Here is a 19,820-nt window from a genome sequence, read left to right as displayed (position 1 = left end):
GACGGCGGAGCAAGGGCGACAGCCGGCCAACCATGACGGATGTCGCCAGAATTGCCGGCGTTTCGCAGTCCAGCGTCTCGCTTGTCCTCAATGAAATGTCGGGCTCGCGCATCTCTGCGGAGACCCAGGCGAGGGTCCTGGAGGCTGCTCATAAAATTGGTTATAAATTACCGGGAGTGCGCCATGACCCGCCATCCCAGGCTGCGGTGGAAAAGGATACGATCGCCTTCATCGTCGACGAGATCTCCACCAGCCCTCACCCGGTGGTGAGCCTCGACGGCGCGCGCGACTATGCCTTCGAGCAGGGGTTTCTCGTCTCCGCCCACGCAACGCGCTCCAATCCCGACCTGGAAGACGCCGTCCTGCGCGCGGTCCTGCGCGACCCGGCGATCATCGGCGTGATCTACGCGACGATCTTCACCCGCCGCGTGCGGGTGCCCGAACAATTGCGCTATGTTCCAAGCGTGCTTCTCAACTGTTATGCGGAACCACGCCAGCATATGGCCATCGTGCCCGGCGAGGTCGCCGGCGGCTTCACCGCGACCGCTCACCTGACGTCGCTTGGCCACAAGCGGATCGGCTTCATCAACGGCGAACCCTGGATGGATGCGGCCGTCGATCGCCTGAAGGGCTACAAGCAGGCGCTGGCGACCGCGGACATCGCGTTCGACGAGAGCCTCGTGCGCGACGGCGACTGGTTGCCGCTGCGCGGCTACGAGGCGGGGCTCGATCTCCTGTCCATGCAGAACCCGCCGACGGCGATCTTCTGCGGCAACGACCTGATGGCGATCGGCGCCCTGGAGGCGGCGGCAGAAAAGGGCCTGCGCGTGCCGGAGGACCTTTCGGTCATGGGCTATGACGACCAGGAACTGGCGCGCTACACCCATCCTCCCCTTTCGACGCTGGTGCTGCCGAACTACGAAATGGGCCAGAAGGCGGCAGAAACGTTGATCGACATGGTGATCCACCACAAGAAATTGCGGCCGATGACGGTGAAGGTGGACGGCCCCCTGGTGGTCAGGGGCACGACCATGACCTGGAAACGATGAGCTGACCGCGAGCCGTTCGGGCCGGTCGAATTCATCCGGATACCTCGTGAGGGGCAATCGGAACCCTATCTGACCGTGCCGATCGCCGCCTAACTGCCGATCCAGGAGAGGCGGTGTTCCGCCTCGATCCCCATAGCGGCGCGGTGTCGCGAAATGCGGGACGCCGGCAGTTCCGGACACGATTTGGAGCAACCGGCGGGTTCCCGAAGGACCCATTCTCCGATCCTGTATTATTCCACCGTTTGCAATGATGAAGTGTCGAGGCTGGTCATTCAGTTCGTTCCGCGATTGCCGCAATTTGATCTGGCGAAACGGGAATAGGCCCGTCCACCAAATCAGGAACACCGCCATGAAGCTCTACTACCATCCCCTGTCGGGCCACGCCCACCGCGCTCATCTGTTCGCTTCGCTTCTCGGCCTGCAGCATGACGTCGTTGAGGTCGATCTGAAGGCCGGCGCGCACAAGCTGCCGGAATTCCTGGCGATGAATCCGTTTGGCCAGGTGCCGGTGCTGGACGACAACGGCACGATCGTCTCGGACTCGAATGCGATCCTCGTCTATCTCGCCAAGAAGGCCGGCAGGAACGAATGGCTGCCGGAGGACGCCGTCAGCGCCGCGGCCGTGCAGCGCTGGCTGTCGGTCGCAGCCGGCGAGGTTGCCTATGGCCCGGCGGCGGCCCGCCTCATCACCGTTTTCGGCGCCAAGTTCAGCCCGGAAGAAGTGATTGGCCGGGCGCACACGCTTCTCGGCCGGCTCGAGAGCCAGCTTGCCGGACGCCAATGGCTCGTCGGCGGACGGCCGACCATCGCCGACGTCGCGCTCTACAGCTACGTGGCGCGGGCGCCCGAAGGCAATGTGGACCTGTCGAGCTACCCCAACGTCAAGGCCTTCCTTCGCCGGATCGAGGCGTTGCCGGGCTTCGTTCCCTTCGCCGAAACCCCTGCCGGCCTGTCGGCTGTCGCATGACCTTCCGGCCGGGCGCCTGGAGCGCCCGCCCTTCCGGATTGGAGGATGAAACGATGGACGCCGAACGGACGAAGACGAAGCTGGAAACCTGGCACGCCGGCGAAAAGGCGATCCAGGAGAAAGTCGGGGTCGCGGAGCGAATGGAAGGGCTCGGCAAGCGGGTGGTCCGTGACTACATGCCCGACCAGCATAGCGAATTCTTCGGTCAATTGCCGTTCATCGTGGTCGGCAGCGTCGATCATGACGGTGCACCCTGGGCTTCCATGCTCGCAGGTCAGCCGGGGTTCATGTTCTCGCCGGAGCCGACGATCCTCGATATCGACGTGCAACCCGACCCCAGCGACCCGGCCAGCATTGGCATCGCCGACGGAAAGCCGGTTGGGCTGCTCGGTATCGAGCTGCACACTCGTCGTCGCAACCGGACGAACGGGCGTCTCAGCATGCCGGTAGGCGGGGCGCTACGCCTTACGGTCGATCAGAGTTACGGCAACTGCCCGCAATATATCCAGTTGCGCGATTTCTCACACGTCCGCGATCCCCATGAACCGTTTGCCGGCGTCATCGAAGAGGCCACCGTAATCAACTCCTTCGCGCGCGCGATGATCGAAGCCTCGGATACCTTCTTCGTGGCCTCTTACGCTGAGCGCGAGGACAGGCGGCAGGTCGATGTCTCGCATCGCGGCGGCAAGGCGGGCTTTGTCCGCGTTGCAGATGACGGCACGCTCACCATCCCTGATTTCGCGGGCAATCTGTTCTTCAACACGCTCGGCAACATTCTGTTGAATGGCAAGGCGGGGCTTGTTTTCTTCGATTTCGAGACCGGTGACGTCTTACAGATGACCGGCAACGCCGAAGTCATTCTCGACTCCCCCGAGATATCCGCCTTTCAGGGCGCCGAGCGGCTGTGGACGTTTCGGGCGAGGCGCGTGGTCCTCCGGCGCGGGGCGTTGCCGCTGCGCTGGGCCTTCGAGCAGGATGGCTGGTCGCCGAATTCGCTGATGACGGGCGATTGGGCACAGGCGGCCGATCGCCTGCGTGCCGCTGAGCTCGCAACGAAATGGCGGCCCCTTCGGGTGACGCAGGTGGTCGAGGAAACCGCATCGATCCGTTCGTTTCACCTCACCCCGGACGACGGCGCCGGCCTCATTCCGCATGAGGCTGGCCAGCACCTGCCGATCCGGGTCCAGTTGCCTGGCGAGGAAAAGCCGATCATCCGCACGTACACGCTGTCGGTAGCGCCCTCCGATGGGATCTACCGGATCAGCGTCAAGCGTGACGGCCTCGTCTCGCAACACCTGCATGGTAAGATCCATGTCGGCGACATCATCGACGCACGCGCTCCCAATGGTGCGTTTACCATCGATGCGCACGAGAAAAAGCGGCCGGCCGTGTTGCTCGGCGGCGGGATCGGCATCACGCCGATGCTCGCAATGCTGCGCCACATCGTCTACGAGGGGCTGCGGACCCGAAGTGTTCGGCCGACCGTCCTTTTCCAGGCCGCCCGCTCGAAGAAGGATCGTGCCTTCGACCGGGAACTGGCCGCGCTTGTGAATGCTGGTCAGGGCGCAGTTCGTCTCGTTCGCGTGCTCAGCGATGTAAGCGATGCCGAGGAAGGCATCGACTACGATGTCTCGGGACGCATCGACACGACGCTACTCTCCCGTTTCCTCGCGTTCAACGACTACGACTTCTATCTGTGCGGGCCGCCGGAGTTCACGCAGGCGCTTTACGACGGCCTGCGCGATCTCAACATCGCCGACGGCAGGATCCACGCGGAGGCCTTTGGTCCCTCGTCGCTGGTTCGGCGGCCGGAGATCACGGTTCCGGCGCCGTCGCGCCGTCCTGCCGCGACAAAGCCGGTACCGGTGGCCTTCATCGAATCCTCCAAGGAAGCCCGCTGGACGCCTGGGTCCGGAACGCTTCTCGAATTGGCGGAAGCACGCGGCCTCGCGCCGGAGTTCAGTTGTCGCGAAGGAACATGCGGCAGCTGCCGAACAAAACTCCTGGCCGGCGAGGTTACCTATCTCAAGGACCCCAGCGCGGCCGTTGCCGACGGCGAGGTTCTGATCTGCTCCGCCGTACCCGCGGAAGCGAACGCGGGCGGCGATAACCGAATACGGCTTGCTCTCTGACCGGATCCCCTTGCGTCGGTTGGTTCACCCCGGCGCCGTTTTTGCTGCAACGCGCCATACGTTAGGCACCGAGATCGACTTCCCCCGCATCGATCGCCTTGCGGCGTGATGTGGCGAGGGACGGCTGGAATAGCAGCGATCCTGCCAAGGTGGCGCTCGCCCATATCATCGACACGCAAGAATGACTGGATTCAAGCTCGATGAGCGAGTTCGGCTGTGCATCGAGCTCGCTCTTACCGGACATAGCGGCGAGCTGTCGCTCTTGCAGCGGCAGGATGCCGAAGCGAGGAGGCTCGGCATGATCGGCGCTGAAATCGATGCGTCCCGCCAGGGATCGAGCTTCGATTTTCGAATATCGCGAGCGATTGCACTCGCCCTCGTCTCAGGTGACGAAGACCGCCGGGCGAGACGCGCGCATGCGGCAAAAGCCGGGATTGGCGGGGCTGCCTGTGTGCAGATCGAAAGCTTTGCTGCGGCGTTCATGAACCCGGCCTCCGGCAAGCTTGAAAGTCACGACGTCTGACATAGCGATTGCGGCCGTGCGGAACGTCCGGCTATGACAAGGGGGACCGGGGTTGAACCCGGCATTGATCCAGCGGCTCTTTCGAGGATGCCGTGACCGCTGAAAAAGGGGGAACGAGTGGATCGTTGGCAGGCGATGAGAGTTTTTGTGAAGGTCGCGGAGACCGAAAGCTTCGCGGAAGCCGCCCGCCACATGCACATGAGCGCGCCCGCCGTGACGCGTGCCGTCGCTGCTCTTGAAGAGCTGATCGGCGCGCGGCTCTTCGTTCGCACGACACGTTCGGTCAAGATGACTGAGGCCGGGTCCCGATATTTCGAGGATTGTCGCCGGATACTTTCCGACATCGCGGAGGCAGAAGCAGCGGCGGGCGGCTCCTATGCAAGTCCAACCGGCACCCTCGCGGTGACAGCATCTGTCCTGTTTGGCCAAATGTACGTGCTGCCGATCATGACTGAATTCTTGAATAGCTATGCCATGATGCGCGCCCGCACACTGTTCATCGATCGGCCGGTGAACATCGTTGAAGAAGGTATCGACGTGGCTGTTCGCATCGGCCATCTGCCGGACTCCGGCTTCTCGGCCATCAAGGTTGGATCGGTCCGGCGGGTGGTTTGCGGCTCCCCGGAATATTTCGAGCGCCACGGGGTCCCGACGACACCTGCCGACCTGAAAAGTCATCGGATCGCCACTTCGACGAGCGCCTGGGCATCTCCCGAATGGAGATTTGCAGGAGATCAGCGCGTGACCATCGACTCCATCCTCCAATGCAATACCAATGAAGCAGTCATTGCGACTGCGGAGGCCGGATGGGGCCTGACGCGGGTTCTCCATTATCAGATCGGGCCAGGCCTTCTGGCGGGCAAGTTGCAGATCGTGCTCGCCGACCACGAAGAACCACCCTTGCCCATTCATGTCCTTCATCCGGAAGGTCGTCACGCTCCGGCGAAAGTTAGGGCGTTCGTGGACCTGGCGGTGGACCGCCTGCGAGAGAACCGGCTCCTGAATTGAGCATTCGTCTCGGTCTTCTTGGTTTTCGAGATATCTCCGCCGCACGTCATCAAAACGCTTCATCGCCGCCGAGGGCGTAAGGTATTCCTAATTTTCTAAGGATACTCTGCCGCACGATTGTTTTCCGGTCAGGCGGACCAAACCGTTGCTCAAACTTGACCTTGTGCAGTTCTTGGAAGCCTCCCCGACGCCTGCATTCGCGGCTGGGCCGGACGATCGAATACTTTTTGCCAATCGAGCGGCGCAGACGCTGTTCGGGCGCGATGATCCGTCGCGATGGGAGCCGGTTTCCGAACTGATCCCGCAATGGAGATCATCCGGCGCAACCTTCCAAGCTTCCATAATGGGTGGCTCCGGGGAATGGACCGACTGCGACATCACCGTCATCGACGGATTGGGGGAGGCAGGCGACATCGCCATTGTAATGATGGCCGCGGGCGCGCCCCTCGGGTTGGTGTCGGGGGAAGCCAACCGGCGCCTGCAATTTATCATCGACATGCTGCCGCAGGCCATATGCGTGTTTGATCCGGAAGATCGCTATGTCCTCTGGAACAAACGATATTCCGATCTTTACGCCGACATAGCGCAATCTCTGAGGCCGGGAATCCCGTTGGAGGAAATATTGAAAATCAGCCTGGCCAGCGGGGAAATGTCGGAGGTCGTCGGGGATGGCGACCTTTGGCTGAAGCAGCGCATGGAAAAATTTCGCCGGCCGACATCACAAGAGGAGCAACAGTTGCGCGACGGGCGCTGGCTCCGCCATGATGATCGTCGCACGCCCGATGGCGGCGCGATCGGCATGCGCATCGACATCACGGAACTGAAGCAGCGCGAGATCTGGCTGCGTGAACTGTTCGAAGCCAATCCGATGCCGATGCTGCTCTGCGACGGCGAAGACCTCGCCATCCTGCAGGCCAACACCGCGGCGGTCGACTTCTATGGCTTCAGCAAGCCCGAGCTTGTCCTGAAGACAGCGATGGACCTGCATGTCGAGGAACAGAAGACACAATTCGAGACGGCTCTTACCGGCCTGGCGGATCACTGCAACGCCCGGACGGTGTGGCGGCAGCAAGCGTCGTCCGGCAAGATGCTCCATGTCCTCATCTATGTGCGGCTCATCCATGAGGGCACAGCCAAGCGGCTGCTCCTCACCATCGCCGACGTCAGCGACCGTGTGCATGCCGAGAGCGAGGCCAACCGGCTCGCGCATCACGACGCCCTGACGGGCCTGCCGAACCGTGTGCTCTTCTACAAGGAACTGGAAGAGGCGATCGCGGCCGACGGTGCGGACGAGCTGGTCGTCTATTGCCTCGATCTCGACGGCTTCAAGCCGGTGAACGATACGTTCGGCCACGCCGCGGGTGACGCCGTATTGAAGCAGGTGGCCGAGAGGCTGAAGGCGCAGACGGGAGACCGGATGGTAGCCCGGCTGGGCGGCGACGAGTTCGCGTTTCTGTTCCGGGCGCACGGAGGATCCAAGACAGACCTCGCAAACCGCTGCATTGCCGCGCTGGAAAGACCGTTCATGCTCAAGGGGCTGTCCATCAAGATCGGGCTCAGCATCGGCATAGCCTCATCCCCGGCAGACGGCGTCGACGGCGAGTCGCTGGTCCAAGCCGCCGACCGCGCCCTCTATTCCGCCAAGGCCGCGGGCCGCGGCATATGGAAGTTGGCGGCGGATGGCAACGCAGCCGGAAATCCCGACGAAACCCCGGCTGAGCCGCACGTCCGGTCGGCATGACGAGCAGGAAGGGCACCTGCCGGGCCGCCCGATGCTGCCGACATGGTTTTCAAGCGCATTTTCTGGATAGCCGCCGCGACTACGGTCCAGACGGACGCCAGGACAGCGCCGAAAAAAATCCACGAAGCAGTGCCCCACGAGCACGATCATCGCGTTTACGGCATGAGAATATTCCCACTGCTTTCTCAGCGCCTCCCAGTTTTCCGGAACCCTTGTCCAGTTTTCCGTCGCCTGGTTCGCAGGTAACGTCCAGACAAGGAATATGCCGAGCATGAGTGCGAGGCAGCATGCAGCGGCAACAGCAAGCCAGAACGGCCGGCCCTGGGCGCGGACGACGATTGCGAGCATTGCGTTTGCGATCAGCGCGGCGGGCCAAAGCAAACCCAGGATCGCCCACCCATAATAGATGCCTTGCACGGTGAAGTATTCCGGCTGAGGCAGGCCTATCTTGTTGGGAAGGGCGGCAAGGTGCGCTGCCGACGGGACGAGCGCAAGCGCCGAGATGACGATGGCGGCAAACTGAACGAGCCTGACTGTCATTGGCGAGCCTTTTGCGCAGAAACCCGTGCCTTGAGGAAAGGTTCCCGGCGCTGCCTCTCCCCCATTGAGCTTTCCCTTCGGGAGGGCGTAGCGCCGGTGTCAGCCAGTTTGAACGGTGTCCTCACGCCATCAATCCATTACCGATGCTCCAGGACAGCTTTGATATCGACCAACAAGGCGACCAACGCGACTAGGTGGCCAGATGCTCGAACAGCCGGGCGACGGCCTCTGCGCCGGGATCGACATGGCCTTCGAGCTGCTTGGCGTTGATGTAGGCGGCACGCCCTGCCTTGGCCTGGAGCAGGGTGGCGGTGAAATCCGCGCCCGCCCGGGCGGCGGTGGCGGCCGCCGTCACGCTCTCGCCCAGGGCGTCGAGCGCCGGGGACAAGGCATCCACCATCGTCCGGTCGCCAATCCTCGCACCGCCGATCTCCTGCATCCGGGCAAGCCCAGCCCGAAGCGCTTCTCCCACCGGCAGGCCGGAGGACGCGCCGTCGCCGGCGGCCGCAAAGAAGATCGCAAGCAATACACCGGAGGATCCGCCCATCGTCTGGCTCAGCTCCTGGCCGATGGCGCGCAGCAACTGCGTATGATCGGACAGGGGCAACCGGTCGATCGCTTTGACCAACGCCCGGGCCGCTCCCGCCAGCGTCGAGCCGGTATCGCCATCCCCGGACTTTGCGTCGAGCGCGTTGAGGTCCTGTTCCGCGGCGATCAGGACGTTGCAGCAATCGATCAGGAACTGCCGCGTCGCGGCATGATTGGAGGGCATGGGCGTTATCGGCGTCAGGCCGTCCGGCAGCGCGGAGACGGCGATCGGCTGCACGTCGGAGACACCCGGCCAGGCGGAGATCGCAACCGGCGCCTTGAGCAACTCCAGCTCGGCCGCATCCGCCGCAAAGAGCGAGATCGAGAAACCCTGCATGTCCAGAGACGTCATCAAAGGCGCCGGACCGATCGCATGGGTGATCTTTCCGCCGATGGACGACTGGAGAAGATCATGGGCGAGCACGGATGTTTCCAGCACCGATGTGCCGCCGAGATTGTTGACCAGCGCGACATGCGGTCCCTCACCCATGACGGCGGCAAGACGCTCGACCATGGTCGCGACCGACGCGCGGGCGCCGGTGAAGTCGACCTGCTCGACGCCGGCCTCGCCGTGAATGCCGAGGCCGAGTTCCGCCTTGCCTTCCGGTATGCGATCCTCCTTGGGCGAGCCCGGGACCCGGCAGGTATCGAGCGACATGCCGATGGAATGGGTGCCGGCGATCACGCGTCTTGCAGCAGCGGTGACCGTTTCGAGATCGGCACCCCTTTCGGCAAGCGCGCCCGCGATCTTGTGCACGAAGAGGGTGCCAGCCACGCCGCGGGCCTGCGGCAGATCGGGAAGCGCAATGTCGTCGCCGACGATCACCATGCTGACATTCAGCCCGAAAGCGCGGGCGCGCTCCGCCGCAAGACCGAAGTTCAGCCGGTCGCCGGTATAGTTCTTGACGACAAGAAGACATCCGGCGGAACCCGTCACCGCCAGAATACCCGCCAGGACCGCATCGACGCTCGGCGAGGCGAAGACATCGCCGCACACCGCAGCCGTCAGCATTCCCTTTCCGACAAAGCCGACATGCGCAGGCTCATGGCCGGAACCGCCGCCCGAGACGATCGCCACCTTCGACTTGTCCCAGTCGCTGCGCAGGACGACGCGGATATGCGGATAGCCGTCGAGACGGGTGAGCGCGCCGCCGGACAGCGCCAGCACGCCGTCGATCGCCTCGGTTACAACGTCTTCCCGCTTGTTGATGAATTGCGCCATATCCAGCTCCCTAAGCTACATGCATGCCCGCCGCATCGAAGTAGAGCGGCCTTGACGGTTGAATCTTGATGGTTTCCCCGCCCCGCAGCGGCGTGTGGGCATCCGTGACGGTGATGAGATCGTGTTTCTTGAAGATCAGGTGCAGGCGTGTCTGGTCGCCCAGATGCTCGACACGCTTGACCAATGCGTCCTCCCCTTCGCCCTGCACGATGTGCTCCGGCCTCAGCCCGATACTCTTTGCACCATGCGGCGCACCCGCAAAGAGATCGGCCGGCAGAACGTTGATCCGCGGCTGCCCCAGGCGCGTTGCGGCATAGATGCTTACCGGGTGTTCGTAAACCTCGCGGGGCGAGCCGAACTGCACCAGTCTGCCTTCGTTCAGCACGCCGACATGGGTGGCCATCGTCATGGCTTCGATCTGGTCGTGCGTGACATAGAGCAGCGTGGCGCCCGACTTCGCCTGGATACGCTTCAATTCGATGCGCAGGTCCGCCCTGAGCTTGGCATCGAGGGAGCTCAGCGGCTCGTCCATCAGGAAGATCTGCGGGTTGCGGACAAGCGCGCGGCCAATGGAAACACGCTGCATTTCGCCGCCCGAGAGGGCCGTCGCCTTGTTTTCCAGCTTGTGCGCGATCTGGAGAACCTCGGCGATCTCTCCCACCTTCCGGTCGATGACGTCCCTTGGCGTCTTCAGGAGCGGGGATTTCAGCGGAAACTCCAGGTTCTGCCGCACAGTCAGGTGCGGATAGAGCGAATATTGCTGGAAGACCATTGCGACATTGCGCTCGGCCGGCGCCAGCCCCTTCATCCGGCGTCCGGCGATATGGACCTCTCCCTTGTCCGGTGTGTCGAGGCCGGAGACCATTCTGAGCGTCGTCGTCTTCCCCGCGCCCGTTGGCCCCAGCAGCACGACGAAGGAGCCGTCCGGAACGGTCAGGGACACATTGTCGAGGGCTACGGTGCCACCGTAGGACTTCGTTACGTTCTCAAGGACGATCTCAGCCATGTCCCAGCACTCCTTCATTGGCTTCGGACAGCAGCGCCCTGCCTGTTTCGGCATCGAAGAGCGAGAGCGTGCGCGCATCGAATTCGAGGCCGATCAGCTCGTCTTCATGGACCCTCTGGTGGGAGGGGATACGAGCCTTGAGCGAGCCGTAGCTGGATCTCAGCGTCACAATCTGCGTCGTCCCCAGATACTCGACGGCGCTGACGCGTCCCCTGTAGCCGGCATCGCTGAATTTCACGTGCTCCGGCCGCACACCGAGCGTCAGTTTCCCGGCGCGCCCTTCCCGCAAGGCCGGCACCTTGACCTTGGTCCCGCCGAGATCGACCGTATCCCCGCCAATGCCGATCATGCCTTCGAACTCCAGGAAATTCATCGACGGCGATCCGATGAACTGCGCAACGAACTTCGTCGCCGGCCAGTCGTAGATCTGCTGCGGCTTGCCGAACTGCTCGACGACGCCGTGATTCATGACGACGATCTTGTCGCCCATCTGCATCGCTTCCAGTTGGTCATGGGTCACGTAGACAGTCGTGGCGCCCATCCGGTCGTGCAGGGCGCGCAGTTCCTCGGCCATATGCTCGCGAAATTCCGCATCCAGCGCGCCGAGCGGCTCATCCATGAAGAACGCCTTCGGCCGCCGCACGATCGCCCGACCGAGCGCGACACGCTGACGGTCACCGCCTGAAAGCCCGCCGACCGGCTTGTCCAGGATGTTCTCGATCTTGAGAATACGCGCGACCTCGGCGACGCGCGTCTTGACCTCGTCGCCGCGCAGCCCCTGGCTCACCAGCGGGTAGGAAATGTTCTTGCGCACGTTCATATGCGGATAGAGCGCAAACATCTGGAACACGAAGGCGATGTCGCGCTTGCTGGCGGGCTTCATCCCGACTTCCTCGCCGTCGATGAAAATCTCGCCCGATGTCGGCAGTTCCAGGCCGGCCATCATGCGGAGCGTCGTCGTCTTGCCGCAGCCCGACGGGCCGAGCAGCATGAAGAACTCGCCGTCCTCGATGGTGAAGGAGGAGGAGCGGACGGCGGTGAAGGCGCCGAACTCCTTGCGCACGTTTTCAATTCTGATCTGCGCCATCGGCCTACTCCGGGAAATGGCTGACGACGATGAACATCACCGTGCCCAGTAGGGTTATGACGAAGGACCAGGAATAGAGCACCAGCGCGAAGGGCTGCATGAGCATGGCGACGCCGGCGGCGATCAGCACCGAGGCCAGCATCTCCCAGGCACCCCGCCTGAAATGCATGAGACCGTTGAAAAATCTTGTCATTTGCGGACGGCTCCGAAGGTGATGCCGCGCAGGAGATGCTTGCGCAGAAGGATGGTGAACACCATGACCGGCACGAGGAAGAGGGTCGCGCCCGCCGCGACGGCCGGCCAGTCCTGGCCGCTGACGCCGATGATGGTGGGAATGAAGGGCGGCGCCGTCTGGGCATTGCCGGACGTGAGCAGCACGGCGAAGGCGTATTCGTTCCAGGCGAAAATCAGGCAGAAGATCGCGGTGGAGGCGATGCCCGTCGCGGCCTGCGGCAAGACGACCTTGTAGAAAGCCTGGAAGCGCGTGTAGCCGTCGATCAGGGCCGCCTCCTCGTATTCGACCGGGATCTCGTCGATGAAACCCTTGAGCAGCCAGACGGAGAGCGACAGGTTCACCGCCGTATAGAGCAGGATCATGCCGGCATGGGTGTCGCTGAGCCCGAGCGAGCGGAACATCAGGAAGATCGGGATGGCGACGGCGATCGGCGGCATCATGCGCGTGGACAGGATGAAGAAGAGAAGGTCATCCTTCAGCGGCACCTTGAAGCGCGAGAAGGCATAGGCCGCCGCCGTCCCGAGCACGATGCAGAGCACCGTCGACCCGAAGCCGATGATCACCGAATTGGTGAAGCGCTCGGCAAAGCGCGAGGGACCGGAGATGACGAGCCCGTCCTTGCGCACGAGCTTGTCGTACCAGGTGGTGGGCTCGCCGAGCGCCTGAAGCTGCTCCCCGGAAAGGCGCGTGCGCGTGGTGAAGACGTTGACATAGCCTTCCACCGTCGGCGTGAAGAAGGTCTTCGGCGGATAGGCGATGGCCTCGGACGGGCTCTTGAAGCTCGTCGCGATGATCCAGACGAGCGGCAGGATGGTGATCAGCGCGTAGAGCACGACCAGGGAACCCGCGAACCATTTCTGCCGCGGCGACGGCTCGGTGACGGAATAGCTGCTCATCGTTGTTTCACCTTGTTCAGGGCTTTGACATAGATCGAGGCGAGGCCGAAGACCGTGACGAAGAGGATGACCGCATAGGCGGAGGCGTAGCCCGTGCGCCACTTCTCGAAGGCCTCGCGCTTGAGATTGATCGAGGTGAGTTCGGTGATCGAGCCCGGGCCGCCGCCCGTAAGCTGCACGACGAGGTCGAACATCTTGAAGTTCTCGATGCCACGGAAGAGCACGGCGAGCATCAGGAAGGGCAGGACGAGCGGGATGGTAATCGTCCAGAACTGCCGCCACTTGCTGGCGCGGTCGCATTCAGCCGCCTCATAGATGCTCGGCGGAATGGAACGCAGGCCCGCAAGGCAGATCAGCATGACGAAGGGCGTCCACATCCAGGTATCGACGATGATGATGGCCCAGGGGGCGAGCGACACGTCGCCGATCATCGAGAAGCTGGAGGGGTCCGCGCCCGTCAGGAAACCGACCGCATAGTTGAAGAGGCCGATCTGCGGCTGGTAGAGGAAGGTCCAGAAATTGCCCACCACCGCCGGGCTCAGCATCATCGGCAACACGATGATCGTGGTCCACAGATCGTTGCCGCGGAACTTCTTGTTGATGAGATAGGCGAGCGTGAAGCCGATCAGGACCTGAAGCACGATGGTCCAGATCAGGAAATGGGCCGTCGCCTGCATGGTCAGCCAGATATCCCGGTCGGACAGGATGTTCAGGTAGTTCTTGAGGCCGACGAACTGGACCTCGGCATTGGGCCGGTTGACCCGGAAATTGGTGAAGCTCAGCCGGATCGTCCAGATGAGCGGGAAGATGTTGATCGCCAGCAGCAGCACGATCGACGGCGCGACGAAGAGCCAGGCGAGCGCACGATCGGACAGGCCGCGCATGCGTCCGGCAATGGCATGCGGCGTCGCCTCGGCGACCCGGTCCATGGATGAGTTCAGCATTGGTATTCCCCTATAGCAGCATGGGCGGCGGCAGAGCCGAGGCAGATCCCCGGCTCCGGCCGCGCCGTGGCCCGCTGGGAGGCGCGGGCACGGCCGATGGCGTCAGTACTTGCCTTCGTCGTCGAAGACCTGCGTCCAGTCCTTCACGAGACCGTCGAGCGCGTCCTTGGCCGTCCCCTGTCCGGCGACAACATAGTCGTGGAAGCGCTTCTGCGCGGCTTGCAGCAGCGAGGCATAGCTCGGCTCGGCCCAGAAGTCCTGCACGATGGCCATGGAATCGAGGAAGGTCTGCGCATAGGGCTGGCTGGTCGCAAAACCCGGATCCTCGACCACCTTCAGGAGGGCCGAGTAGCCGCCCATCTGCCACCATTTCTGCTGGATCTCAGGCTGCGCGAACCACTTGATATAGGCAAGCGCATCCTCCTGCTTCTCCGAGGAGGAGACGACCGAAATGCCCTGCCCTCCCAGCTGCGCATAGGCGGCGCCATCCGGGCCTGCCGGGTTCGGGAAGTAACCGGACTTCTCGCCGCCGACATTGGGGTCGGCATTGATGCCCGGCCAGGTGAAGGCGAAGTTCATGTGCAGCGCGACCTGGCCCGACTTGTAGGCGTCGATGTCCTCGGACATGTAGGCGTCGGAATGGCCGGGCGGCGTGCAGCAATCGTAGAGTTCCTTGTAGAACTCCAGGCCCTTCACGGCATCCGCCGAGTTGACATAGCCTTCCAGTTCATAGGGCTTGTCCGGATTCTCGTATTTGAAGCCGAAGCTGTAGAGCACGTCCATGGCGCCCATGGTGACGCCCTCGGAGCCGCGCTCCGTGTAGATCGCCGCACCATAGACCGTCTTGCCGTCGATCTCACGCTTCTGGAAGAACTGCGCGATGTCCTTCAGCTCGCCGAAGGTCTTCGGCACGGCCAGATCGCGGCCGTATTTCTCCTTGAATTCCGCCTGCAGCTCGGGGCGGGAGAACCAATCCTTGCGGTAGCTCCAGCCGACGACGTCGCCGAAGGCCGGCAGTGCCCAGTAGTTCGGCGAGTTCTTCGGCCATTCCGCATAGCCGACCACGGTTGCCGGAATGAAGTCGCTCATCTTGATCCCTTCCTTGTCGAAGAAATCGTTGAGCTTGACGTACTGGCCGTTCTCCGCCGCGCCACCGATCCACTGGCTGTCCCCGATCATCAGGTCGCAGAGCTTGCCGCCGGAATTGAGCTCATTGAGCATGCGGTCGGCGAAATTCGGCCACGGCACGAATTCGAACTTCATCTTGACGCCGCTCTTGGCCTCGAAATCCTTGCTGAGCTCGACGAGCGCGTTTGCCGGGTCCCAGGCGGCCCAGCAAAGGGTCAGCTCGCCCGCGGCGCGGGCCGGCGCTGCACCTGCAATGCCGGCGGCCAGCAAGGCGCTAAATGCGGCCAATGATCTGAAAGAACGCGATTTCATAGCTAGGGTCCTCCTCCCATCCTCCCGACCTCCATCGGAAGGTTAAAAACGCCCGGTCCGGGCAACTGACGCGAACCGCCCCGAAGGGATCGTAGCGCCCACGCCTCCTGTGCCGTCTTGAGCCAAATCCTCCCGAAGGCCACGCACACCCAATACTGAGGTGCGCACCTCAATGCAAGCAATTTTTGAGGTGCGCACTTCAATTCTTGCTTTTCACCTGCTTTTGTTGGAGAAATCCGGCTTGAGATCGAGAACAAGAGAATCGAAAGACATGCGGCCGACCGCGAAAGACCTGGCAGAGGCGGCCGGCGTGAGCCTGGCAACGGTCGACCGCGTGCTGAACGACCGGCCGAATGTCAGCCGTAAGGCGGCCCACAAGGTCAACGAGGCCATCGAGCGCATAGGGTTCATCCGCAACCCGGCCGCCGTCGCGCTTGCGCGCAACAAAACGTACCGTTTTCGCTTCGTCCTGCCCGACAGCGGAGACCTCTACCTGCTGGAGCTCGTCGCGCGGGCCAATGAAGCAAGGGACGCGCTTCGCGCCGATTCCACCGAGGTGGATATCGTCCGCATCCCCATGGCCGACCCGCACCATGTCGCGAAATACCTGGCGGCAATCGAACCGGATGCGGTCGACGGCGTCGCCGTCATGGCGCCGGAATCGCCGCAGGTGCGCGATGCGCTGGTTCGCCTCGTCGAGCGCGACGTCAAGGTCGTCCAGTTCCTGTCAGGTCAGGAGCGGCTTGAGAATGCCGACTATGTCGGCATCGACAACTTCGCCGCCGGCGCCACCGCCGGAAAGATCATCGGCCGCTTCGTCAGCGGAAGACCGGGCAAGATCATGGTCGTGGCCGAAACCATGATGGCGCTCGACAGCATTCAGCGGCGCCACGGCTTCGACTGCATCATCAATGCGCAATTCCCGCACCTCCAGAGCCTGCCGTCGCTGGAGACCTATGCCGACGAAAAGCGGGCCGACCTCATCATCCACAGGACGTTGCAGCACCACCCGGACATCGTGTCGGTCTACGTCCTCAGTTCAGAGGCGCGGTGCGCTCTCACCGCGGTGCGGAACTGGCAGAGCGCCTGTCCCCTGACCGTGGTCGCCCACGAGCGAACGCCCTTCACCGAACAGGCGCTGATGGACGAGCGGATCGACGCCGTGATCGCCCAGGACCCTGGCCATGCCGTGCGAAGCGCGCTGCGCATCATGCGCGCCCGCGCCGACCACAGGGACCTCCTGGCCTCCCAGGAAAAGATCCGTATCGAGGTGCTGCTGAAAGAGAACCTCCAACGCTAGGTGTTTAATCCCGGCATATGATGGATCGAATGCGAATACCATCCGCGCGGCGACCCGGACGAAGGGTTCCTTCGGGGAAAAACCTCTTCGCCGGTCAAACTTCAGCCGATCAGTGCAGCGCCATATCCTTGTAGAGGCCGGCATAGGCGTCACGCAGGATATTTTTCTGCACCTTGCCCATGGTGTTGCGCGGCAGGTCGTCGACGAAGATCACCCGTTTGGGCTGCTTGTAGCGCGCCAGCCGTTCCTTGAGCGCATCGAGCACGGCCCCCTCGTCCAGGACGGCTTCCGGCTTGCGCACGACGACCGCCGTCACGCCCTCGCCGAAATCGGGGTGGGGAACGCCGATCACCGCGCTTTCCACGACGCCGGGCATCTGGTCGATCTCCACCTCGACCTCCTTGGGATAGATGTTGTAGCCGCCGGAGATCACGAGGTCCTTGCCGCGCCCGACGATATGCACGTATCCGCGCTCGTCGAGCTTGCCAAGGTCACCGGTGATGAAGAAGCCGTCGTCCCGGAACTCGGCCTTCGTCTTTTCCGGCATGCGCCAATAGCCCTTGAAGACATTGGGGCCCCTCACCTCGATCATGCCGGTCTCGCCGTGGGCAATGGGTCCGCCGCTTTCCGGGTCCGCCACGCGCAGCGACACGCCGGGCAAGGGGAAGCCGACCGTGCCGGCACGCCGCTCGCCGTCATAGGGATTGGAGGTGTTCATGTTGGTCTCGGTCATGCCGTAGCGTTCGAGGATGGCGTGGCCCGTCCTTTCGGCGAAGGCCCGGTGCGTCTCGGCAAGCAAGGGCGCCGAGCCGGAAACGAAGAGCCGCATGCTGGCAGCCGCATCCCTGGTGAGGCCAGCCTGCTGGAGAAGGCGGACATAGAAGGTCGGGACCCCCATCATCACCGTCGCCGACGGCATCAGCCGCAATGCCTCGGCGGCATCGAACCTCGGCAGGAAATACATCGACGCCCCCGACAGCAGCGTGACGTTGGACGCGACGAACAGCCCGTGCGTATGAAAGATCGGAAGCGCATGGATAAGCCGGTCGACGCTGGTGAAGCGCCAGACGTCCCGGAGCGTCGTCGCATTCGAGAGCAGGTTCTCGTGCGTCAGCATCGCCCCCTTGGAGCGGCCGGTCGTTCCCGAAGTGTAGAGGATTGCCGCAAGGTCGTCCGGGCCGCGCTCGGCATCCAGGAAATCCGGGCTCTCGTCCTGCGACAGTTCGATCAGGGAGCCGCCGCCGGCATCGTCCAGGGTTTCCACATGGGCGCCGTATTTCCCGGCAACCGGGAGGATGCCGTCGCGCGCCGGCGGGGAGACGACGACGAGCCGCGGCTCCGCGTCGCCGATGAAATAGTCGAGTTCGGCCAGCGTATAGGCGGTGTTGAGGGGCAGGTAGACGGCGCCGACACGCAGGCAGGCGAGATAGAGCATCAGCGCCTCGGGACTTTTTTCCACCTGAACCGCCACCCGGTCGCCGGGACGCACCTGAAGGGTCTCCAGCGCGCTGGCGAGCCGGCCCGACAAGGCAAGCATGTCGCCATAGGTCCAACGTCTTCCGTCGAGCATCTCGATGAAGGGCGCGGCCGGCCTGGCGGCCGAACGGATGGCGTCGAAGAGATGATTGCTCATGCGGTAAACTCCCTGCTTCTTTTCTGTCCCGTCTTGCCCTGGGACTCGGTCTTCGTCTGCGTTCCACCGAGCGGCACCAGGCTGCGCGATCCCCTGTCGGCCGGCACGAGCCGCCGGATCGCCGATGTCGTCGCCACGTCGCCCTTGCCCGCGAACGCCTCGTGATTGGTCTCGATGTCGTCGAGTTTGTAGAGGTAGTTGACCATCAGCCCGTGCGCCTGGCGCATGGCGCGCGGCGAAAGGTCGGCCAGGAAATTGATGCGTTCCAGTCGGGCACCGTTGCCGAGATGGAAGCGGGCGACCGGATCCACGACGCGGCCGTCGGCGGTGCGGGCCTTCAGGAAGTACCAGGCGGCCGCGGCCATCATGACCGGCTGCACCCCCGCGGCGAGGTCGCTCGTCGCGGCCCAATCGGCCGTGTCGATCGCGGCAAGCGTCGCCTTCTCGGCCTGTGTCAGCGCGTCGGAAGCCTCCGCGCGCCGCTCGCGCATGAGCCAGTCGGCAAAGCCCGGCACCGGGGAAAGCGTGACGAAGGTATCGAGCTTCGGCAGCGCGCGGCGCAGGTCCTCCACCACCTGCTTGATGAGGAAATTGCCGAAGGAAATGCCGCGCAGGCCCTCCTGGCAGTTCGAGATGGAATAGAAGACGGCCGTCGTCGCCTCGCTCTCGCGGATCGGGGCGCGATCCTCACGCAGGAGATCGGCGATGTTCGAGGGCATTTCCCGCGTGAGCGCCACCTCCACGAAGATCAGCGGATCGTCGGGAAGCTGGGGATGGAAGAAGGCGAAGCACCGCCGGTCATCGGGGGCCAGCCTGCGCCGCAGTTCGTCCCAGCCGTCGATGTGATGGACGGCCTCGTAGCGGATGATCTTCTCCAGGATATTGGCCGGCGTCGCCCAGTTGATCGGCCGCAACACCAGGAAGCCGCGGTTGAACCAGGAACCGAAGAGATGGGCGAAATCCGAATCGACCGCTTCGAGGTCGCGTTCCCCGGCCTTGAGCTTCAGCAGCCCTTCGCGCATCTCGACGAGCGTCGCGATGCCGTTGGGCGCCAGGTTGAGCCGGCGGATCAGTTCCTGCCGGCGCGGCTCCGCGGCGATGTGCAGCTCGAACAGCGTCTTCGAGGTCTGGCGCTTGCGGTAGTCCTCGATCGCCGCTTCGAGGCGGTCGGTCCGCGGGCCGAACCGTGCGAGCAGCATATGCATGAAATCGCGCTGCCCATCGGCATCGAGACCATGCCAGCGCTCCATGATGTCCGTAGCGAGCGCCATGCCGGACGCCTCGCCGCGGCTCGTCAGCAGCGTTTCGCAAAGGGCTGCAAGGTGGTCGATCGGATGGCGTCCGTCGTCTCTCGGCATGGGTGCAAGCGCAAGGAAACGCCGGCCCCGCTCGGTGATGGTCTGCAGCATGTCGCTCAGGAAGGATGCCGTGTTCATCGGATCTGCCCGCCGTTCTGATGTGAGGGCCGGTTGGCGTCCCTACGGCCGAGCGGCCGGAGGGACTTTTCGG

At 63.4% G+C, this 19,820-nt stretch carries 16 protein-coding genes; 7 read left to right on the top strand and 9 right to left on the bottom strand.

Annotated features, from left to right (window positions below):
- Positions 1 to 32 precede the first annotated feature (32 nt).
- The 6 genes from AB3G45_RS01555 (at position 33) to AB3G45_RS01530 (ending at position 7,420) form a co-directional block, all read left to right on the top strand.
- Positions 33 to 1,049 carry a LacI family DNA-binding transcriptional regulator gene (locus tag AB3G45_RS01555; RefSeq protein ID WP_367828968.1) on the top strand — a complete coding sequence of 339 codons (1,017 nt, stop codon included), beginning with the start codon at positions 33 to 35 and terminating at the stop codon, positions 1,047 to 1,049.
- A 349-nt stretch (positions 1,050 to 1,398) separates the two neighbouring features.
- A complete protein-coding gene (locus tag AB3G45_RS01550) occupies positions 1,399 to 2,016 on the top strand; it encodes a glutathione S-transferase family protein (RefSeq protein ID WP_367828889.1) in 618 nt (205 codons plus the stop codon).
- Between the two features lie 53 nt (positions 2,017 to 2,069).
- Positions 2,070 to 4,148, top strand: a complete 2,079-nt coding sequence (locus AB3G45_RS01545) for a pyridoxamine 5'-phosphate oxidase family protein (RefSeq protein WP_367828888.1) — start codon at positions 2,070 to 2,072, stop codon at positions 4,146 to 4,148.
- A gap of 181 nt (positions 4,149 to 4,329) precedes the next feature.
- Entirely contained in the window at positions 4,330 to 4,671 is a 342-nt protein-coding gene (locus tag AB3G45_RS01540; RefSeq protein WP_367828887.1) for a hypothetical protein, read from the top strand.
- 117 nt (positions 4,672 to 4,788) lie between these two features.
- Complete coding sequence (locus AB3G45_RS01535) at positions 4,789 to 5,679, top strand: LysR family transcriptional regulator (RefSeq protein ID WP_367828886.1); 891 nt, start codon at positions 4,789 to 4,791, stop codon at positions 5,677 to 5,679.
- A 145-nt stretch (positions 5,680 to 5,824) separates the two neighbouring features.
- Complete coding sequence (locus AB3G45_RS01530; protein WP_367828885.1) at positions 5,825 to 7,420, top strand: diguanylate cyclase; 1,596 nt, start codon at positions 5,825 to 5,827, stop codon at positions 7,418 to 7,420.
- Positions 7,421 to 8,150: 730 nt separating this feature from the next.
- Here the strand turns inward: AB3G45_RS01530 and AB3G45_RS01525 are convergent.
- From AB3G45_RS01525 to AB3G45_RS01495, 7 genes are all read right to left on the bottom strand, one after another.
- The gene (locus tag AB3G45_RS01525; protein ID WP_367828884.1) at positions 8,151 to 9,770 is read right to left on the bottom strand and encodes a dihydroxyacetone kinase subunit DhaK; all 1,620 of its coding nucleotides are present in this window, start codon (positions 9,768 to 9,770) and stop codon (positions 8,151 to 8,153) included.
- 10 nt (positions 9,771 to 9,780) lie between these two features.
- A complete protein-coding gene (locus AB3G45_RS01520; RefSeq protein ID WP_367828883.1) occupies positions 9,781 to 10,776 on the bottom strand; it encodes an ABC transporter ATP-binding protein in 996 nt (331 codons plus the stop codon).
- Positions 10,769 to 11,863: an ABC transporter ATP-binding protein gene (locus AB3G45_RS01515; RefSeq protein WP_367828882.1), complete on the bottom strand. Its 1,095-nt coding sequence runs from the start codon at positions 11,861 to 11,863 to the stop codon at positions 10,769 to 10,771. Before AB3G45_RS01515 ends, AB3G45_RS01520 begins: the two co-directional genes overlap by 8 nt.
- A 4-nt stretch (positions 11,864 to 11,867) precedes the next feature.
- Positions 11,868 to 12,056: a hypothetical protein gene (locus AB3G45_RS01510; protein WP_367828881.1), complete on the bottom strand. Its 189-nt coding sequence runs from the start codon at positions 12,054 to 12,056 to the stop codon at positions 11,868 to 11,870.
- Positions 12,053 to 12,994 carry a carbohydrate ABC transporter permease gene (locus AB3G45_RS01505; protein WP_367828880.1) on the bottom strand — a complete coding sequence of 314 codons (942 nt, stop codon included), beginning with the start codon at positions 12,992 to 12,994 and terminating at the stop codon, positions 12,053 to 12,055. Before AB3G45_RS01505 ends, AB3G45_RS01510 begins: the two co-directional genes overlap by 4 nt.
- Positions 12,991 to 13,938 carry a carbohydrate ABC transporter permease gene (locus AB3G45_RS01500; RefSeq protein ID WP_367828879.1) on the bottom strand — a complete coding sequence of 316 codons (948 nt, stop codon included), beginning with the start codon at positions 13,936 to 13,938 and terminating at the stop codon, positions 12,991 to 12,993. The genes AB3G45_RS01505 and AB3G45_RS01500 overlap by 4 nt, the downstream gene beginning before the upstream one ends.
- A gap of 102 nt (positions 13,939 to 14,040) precedes the next feature.
- Positions 14,041 to 15,378 carry an ABC transporter substrate-binding protein gene (locus AB3G45_RS01495; protein ID WP_367828878.1) on the bottom strand — a complete coding sequence of 446 codons (1,338 nt, stop codon included), beginning with the start codon at positions 15,376 to 15,378 and terminating at the stop codon, positions 14,041 to 14,043.
- 271 nt (positions 15,379 to 15,649) lie between these two features.
- Between AB3G45_RS01495 and AB3G45_RS01490 the strand changes: the two genes are divergently transcribed.
- On the top strand, positions 15,650 to 16,678 hold the full coding sequence (locus AB3G45_RS01490) for a LacI family DNA-binding transcriptional regulator (RefSeq protein WP_367828877.1): 1,029 nt from the start codon (positions 15,650 to 15,652) through the stop codon (positions 16,676 to 16,678).
- 109 nt (positions 16,679 to 16,787) lie between these two features.
- On the opposite strand, the gene AB3G45_RS01485 is transcribed toward AB3G45_RS01490, so the two are convergent.
- Both AB3G45_RS01485 and AB3G45_RS01480 read right to left on the bottom strand, forming a co-directional pair.
- The gene (locus tag AB3G45_RS01485) at positions 16,788 to 18,311 is read right to left on the bottom strand and encodes a malonyl-CoA synthase (RefSeq protein ID WP_367828876.1); all 1,524 of its coding nucleotides are present in this window, start codon (positions 18,309 to 18,311) and stop codon (positions 16,788 to 16,790) included.
- Positions 18,308 to 19,747, bottom strand: a complete 1,440-nt coding sequence (locus tag AB3G45_RS01480) for a malonyl-CoA decarboxylase (RefSeq protein ID WP_367828875.1) — start codon at positions 19,745 to 19,747, stop codon at positions 18,308 to 18,310. Before AB3G45_RS01480 ends, AB3G45_RS01485 begins: the two co-directional genes overlap by 4 nt.
- Positions 19,748 to 19,820 lie beyond the last annotated feature (73 nt).

Origin of the sequence: Shinella sp. S4-D37 (assembly GCF_040812195.1) — a bacterium.
Lineage (GTDB): Bacteria > Pseudomonadota > Alphaproteobacteria > Rhizobiales > Rhizobiaceae > Shinella.
Note: the sequence above shows the minus strand (reverse complement) of the source record. Positions and strands in the feature narration are given on the sequence as shown.

Excerpts from the sequence above, each read along its gene's own strand:
- AB3G45_RS01555 (WP_367828968.1), top strand. The coding sequence starts at position 33 with ATGACGGATGTCGCCAGAATTGCCGGCGTTTCGCAGTCCAGCGTCTCG.
- AB3G45_RS01525 (WP_367828884.1), bottom strand. The coding sequence starts at position 9,770 with ATGGCGCAATTCATCAACAAGCGGGAAGACGTTGTAACCGAGGCGATC.
- AB3G45_RS01490 (WP_367828877.1), top strand. The coding sequence starts at position 15,650 with ATGCGGCCGACCGCGAAAGACCTGGCAGAGGCGGCCGGCGTGAGCCTG.
- AB3G45_RS01520 (WP_367828883.1), bottom strand. The coding sequence starts at position 10,776 with ATGGCTGAGATCGTCCTTGAGAACGTAACGAAGTCCTACGGTGGCACC.
- AB3G45_RS01485 (WP_367828876.1), bottom strand. The coding sequence starts at position 18,311 with ATGAGCAATCATCTCTTCGACGCCATCCGTTCGGCCGCCAGGCCGGCC.
- AB3G45_RS01540 (WP_367828887.1), top strand. The coding sequence starts at position 4,330 with ATGACTGGATTCAAGCTCGATGAGCGAGTTCGGCTGTGCATCGAGCTC.
- AB3G45_RS01500 (WP_367828879.1), bottom strand. The coding sequence starts at position 13,938 with ATGCTGAACTCATCCATGGACCGGGTCGCCGAGGCGACGCCGCATGCC.
- AB3G45_RS01510 (WP_367828881.1), bottom strand. The coding sequence starts at position 12,056 with ATGACAAGATTTTTCAACGGTCTCATGCATTTCAGGCGGGGTGCCTGG.
- AB3G45_RS01550 (WP_367828889.1), top strand. The coding sequence starts at position 1,399 with ATGAAGCTCTACTACCATCCCCTGTCGGGCCACGCCCACCGCGCTCAT.
- AB3G45_RS01505 (WP_367828880.1), bottom strand. The coding sequence starts at position 12,994 with ATGAGCAGCTATTCCGTCACCGAGCCGTCGCCGCGGCAGAAATGGTTC.
- AB3G45_RS01515 (WP_367828882.1), bottom strand. The coding sequence starts at position 11,863 with ATGGCGCAGATCAGAATTGAAAACGTGCGCAAGGAGTTCGGCGCCTTC.
- AB3G45_RS01545 (WP_367828888.1), top strand. The coding sequence starts at position 2,070 with ATGGACGCCGAACGGACGAAGACGAAGCTGGAAACCTGGCACGCCGGC.
- AB3G45_RS01480 (WP_367828875.1), bottom strand. The coding sequence starts at position 19,747 with ATGAACACGGCATCCTTCCTGAGCGACATGCTGCAGACCATCACCGAG.
- AB3G45_RS01495 (WP_367828878.1), bottom strand. The coding sequence starts at position 15,378 with ATGAAATCGCGTTCTTTCAGATCATTGGCCGCATTTAGCGCCTTGCTG.